Raw genomic sequence first — 4249 nt, 5'->3', positions numbered from 1 at the left:
CGAAGCAGGCTGTTTCCGGACTGCCGCCAAACAATTAGCCGGAATCGAGGAGCGTTGTCGCCAGTGAGGCTCTAGCAACACATGAAACCTGTGAGTGGGGTCAAACATTGGCTCAAAACAAATAGCGCCATCCTGATCCTCAGCGGAGGAATCGCGATTGCAGCCGGAGTCGGACAAGACGCACTGCGCCAGGGAGAACTGTGGTTCACGGACTGGGCTCTGGAATTTTCCGGTCCTAGAAGGGTGCCGAACAAAGTGATGATTGTCGCCATTGACGATTTCAGCCTGCAACAGGCAGCCAACGCCGATCTCAGCAATGACCCGGCACTTCAAAAATTGCGTGAATGGCCATGGCCTCGAAGCACCTACGCACTGGTGCTGGACCGCCTGATCGAAAGCGGGGCCAAAACGATTGGATTCGATTTGTTGTTTGATACCCCAAGTAGTCATGGAAGGGAAGACGACGCTGTTTTTGCGGCAAGCCTTCAACGTCACGTCAACCACGTGGTTTTAGGCGTGCAGGCCCTGAGCAGCGAAGGGCCTGTCGCCGGTCTTTCTTTGCTCGACCTCACCCCAACATTGAAAGACGCACATCCTTTGATCAGACGTGGGCTACTCAATGGCCGCCCAGATCCTGATGGTGTATTACGCAAACCCCCAGGCATCACCAGCCTGAATTTACGCAAGCAACTTGGACCAGCTGTACCGCCAGGTATGGCATCAGAGATCTTGAAAAAGCCACCGGCTAATCCAAAAACTGGAATCCCACTGCTGGCACCTTATGGGCCACCGCGCACCATCCCCACACATTCGATCTGGGAATTGCTTGAGCCAAAGGCCTATGCCGCACTCCAACAATCAGGAAAACTCCAAGATGCAGTAGTGCTGATAGGTCCCACAGCAGCAGTGTTTCAAGACCTACACCGCAGCGTCTTCTCGGGCGCCGTGGGAATGCCGGGAGTTGAACTTCATGCCACTGAAGTTGCCAACCATCTGGAAGGACGCAGCCTCCAATTTGTGCAACCCATCCCGGGTTGGAACCTCATCCTCGCGGCCCTCGCCTGTGGTTTGGGACTTGCCATCAGCGGTTTGGAACGTCCCTTGCAACGCTTGGGCATTGCGGCGGTCGCAACCGTCGGATCCCTCCTCATTGGGGTGGTTTTGGTCACCAAAGCCTGGGTGGTGCTGCCGCTCGGAAGTATCGCTTTAACCATCCTTGCCACAGGAATCGTCTCCAGCGCTGACGCAACTGTGAAGCTGCAATGGCAGCGCCGACGACTTCGCAACACACTGGGTCGCTATCTGTCCCCAGCGGTTGCCGCTGAAATTGCAGACCAACCAGACAATGCCGATGTCTTACTGCAAGGTCGGCTTGTCGATGTCGTGGTGCTGATGAGCGACATCCGTGGATTCACAGCTTTTACGCAAGCCATGACGGAGAAGGGAGAAGTCCACGGACTCGTGAACCGACTCAATACCTATTTCAGCGAGATCGTTGATGCGGTTCATGCTCAGCAAGGCAGCGTGGATAAGTTCATCGGAGATGCAACGCTTGCCGTCTTTGGTGCTCCACTCCAACGCAGCGGCGCCGCGAATGCAGAGGCAGGCGTTAAAACCGCGATCGCCATTCAGCAACGCCTAGAACAACTGAATCAGGAGTGGATTGCGAGTGGACAAGAGCCCTGGGCCCAAGTCATTGTTCTCAGTTATGGATGGGTCGTGAGCGGCAATATTGGAAGCAGCAGTCGTATGGATTACACGGTGATTGGAGATGCGGTGAACACAGCCAGTCGACTCGAACAAATCGCAAAGCAATGCAACCGCACAATCGTGATGAGCGAAGCCGTAGCAGAGTTACTTGAGAATCAATGGCCTCTGGACGATCTCGGTGAATTTCCGATCAGAGGACAAGAGCCTCAACGTGTGTTCGCCCTAAAAACCGTCACCAAGTCGTCGCAGAAGCCAGGCACTTACACCTAAGTGGTCTGTAGCGAATCAAAACTGATGAATTTGCGCCAAAGCCTGCTCGGTCTGCTGGCGGTCTCGTCCCTGACCATGCCTGCTATGGCTGCACCTTTTCAAAACGCCACGGTCCGGCGGATCCTGGACGGGAAGGAAGTGTTCATCGACAAAACACCGGCTCGGGTCGATCAAACTGCAGGTAATGGTCAGGAACTCAGTACGGGGAAGAGTCGAGCGGAGCTGCTGTTTGATCGCCGTGCCCTTGGATTTCTTGGAAATAACAGTCTGATCAAACTCGGAGAAGAGTGCTTCCGGCTCGACAAAGGCCAGGTTCTCATTACTGGGCCGCAAAACAGTTGCCTGGGCACCAAGGTGCTGGGAATTCGTGGAACAACTTATGTTCTGAGTGCCCTGGATGAGGGTGGGTATCGCCTTTCTGTTTTGAGTGGCGAAGCAATCATCTCCGATCAAGGATTACAAGAAACCGATCAAAACAGCCCAGACATTCTTGAACAGTACCCCCGTCTCAACCCTGTGATCGGCTTTGGCTCAAGTGCCTGGGGCAGCAATGCCAGTGGGAGCACACTCGGGCAGGCGGCAGGTCTCATCCTTGGGGAAGCCTCTTTCTTCTTACCTCTCCGTCAAAGCGAAGGCAGCAAAGTTCTTTATAACTACTCCACAGCAAGCAGCAATTTCGATAGCTCCTGGGGAGCGAGCACTGAATTTGGATACAAGTGGTTCAACCCAAACAATCGCAGTATCAGCTCACTTCTTGTTGGCTACGACGCCTGGGAAACGTCTCAATGCGTTCATTCCCAGCTCGCCCTCGGAGGGCAATGGCAGAAAAAACGCTGGCAATTTGGTGTCACAGGGGGGATTCCTATTGATGATTGCGAAAACAACCTCGGATTTGCAATCGGTCAAATAGGAGTTCCCATCATCGATCTTGGTGAACAATCTGTTCTTCTCTCTCTATCTCCCTATGTGATGCATGGAATCGGCAACACCTATGGCGGAGGCAGAATCGGACTGAACGTTCCCGTCGGCGAGAGTGTCAACCTCTCGGCTTATGGTCAATACGACGAGCTCCTTGACACCGTCATCGGCGGGCAGATCAGCTATCGCTTCGGCACCAACGGAGGATTCGTTAACGACCCCAACATTCAGCCCACGCGGACTACCCCAATTCCCTGGCAATCAGCTGAATTCAATGAATTCAAAACAGGTCGTCCAATACAGCTGGCGTTAGGGGGTGATGCGTCCATGGTCAGACCACTCATCACAACAGCGTCTGGCGCTCTGGCCAATGAGTCCTCGGATCAGGAATCAGGCATTACCCTCCGATCCGGAGAAGAAGCTGTTTTTGATGCTGATGGAAATCTACTCAGCCGTAATGCAATGTCTCGAGAACAATTTGCCCAACTCGTGCTCGACAATATGAGCGGTCAAAACCTTTTGCCAGAAAGCCACGTCATCGGCTTGATCTATCAAGAGCTCTATGGCTTACCGAATCAAGAGCTGTTAGCGATTCTTGGATCAGATTGGCTTGTTGCAGCACGCAAACCTTATCCCCGCCTACGAGCCGCTAATAACCTCGTCGTACCGGAGAACAAATTGCCGAAGGAAGAAGAAGAAGAAGAAGTTGTAGAAGAAGAAGAAGAAGAAGAAGAAGAAGCTCAGGCTCAACCAATATCCGTTCAATACGTTTGTGGAGGAGGAGGCACTAATCCCTCATTCGCCTACTACGTAGGAACCTCGGTAGGCGGACCTAGACCTGATGCGATCATCTTCAGTGCGGAACCACCAAGCCAACCATCATGCCAAAACTTTCCGGCAGGAACTAGCGGTACTGAGCCAACATCACCGGAAATTATTAACCCCTAACTTGACTGACCTCACATCTCTAACCAGCAAATCGCAACGGCCGCAAACGCATTTGCAAAGAAGATAATTTCTACGCAATGAATTGACAATTATTTTTGAGAGCGATTAAGCCATACAATTCGATATTTCAACTGTAAACTACAAATTCAAGATGCAACAAACAGCTCTTTATTCAGCAATACATCAATTTCAACCAAACAGATCCAGCAAGCCTTAAGGAATTTTTGGCAGCGAACGAATCGATGGGAATAGACGAGTCATTCGCGCAAGGAGCCTTGAAACGCAGACTTGAAGACACGCAAAGAAAATGAATAGGCAAACTCCATATCAGCCAACAACAAAATGCTTGAGAAACATGACTGAGTAACTAGCAGTAAGTTCTAAACAGATGGCAATAATCCAC

Annotated in this window: 2 protein-coding genes; both read left to right on the top strand. The window is 51.8% G+C overall.

What is annotated here, in order from left to right; translation table 11 throughout:
- Window positions 1-81: 81 nt before the first annotated feature.
- Entirely contained in the window at window positions 82-1980 is a 1899-nt protein-coding gene (locus tag NCN04_RS08690) for a CHASE2 domain-containing protein (protein ID WP_250395824.1), read from the top strand.
- A 24-nt stretch (window positions 1981-2004) separates the two neighbouring features.
- The gene (locus NCN04_RS08685) at window positions 2005-3846 is read left to right on the top strand and encodes a FecR family protein (RefSeq protein WP_250395823.1); all 1842 of its coding nucleotides are present in this window, start codon (window positions 2005-2007) and stop codon (window positions 3844-3846) included.
- Window positions 3847-4249: the final 403 nt, after the last annotated feature.

The sequence above is a fragment of the Synechococcus sp. MU1655 genome, from assembly GCF_023630655.1.
Lineage (GTDB): Bacteria > Cyanobacteriota > Cyanobacteriia > PCC-6307 > Cyanobiaceae > Synechococcus_C.
Note: the sequence above shows the minus strand (reverse complement) of the source record. Positions and strands in the feature narration are given on the sequence as shown.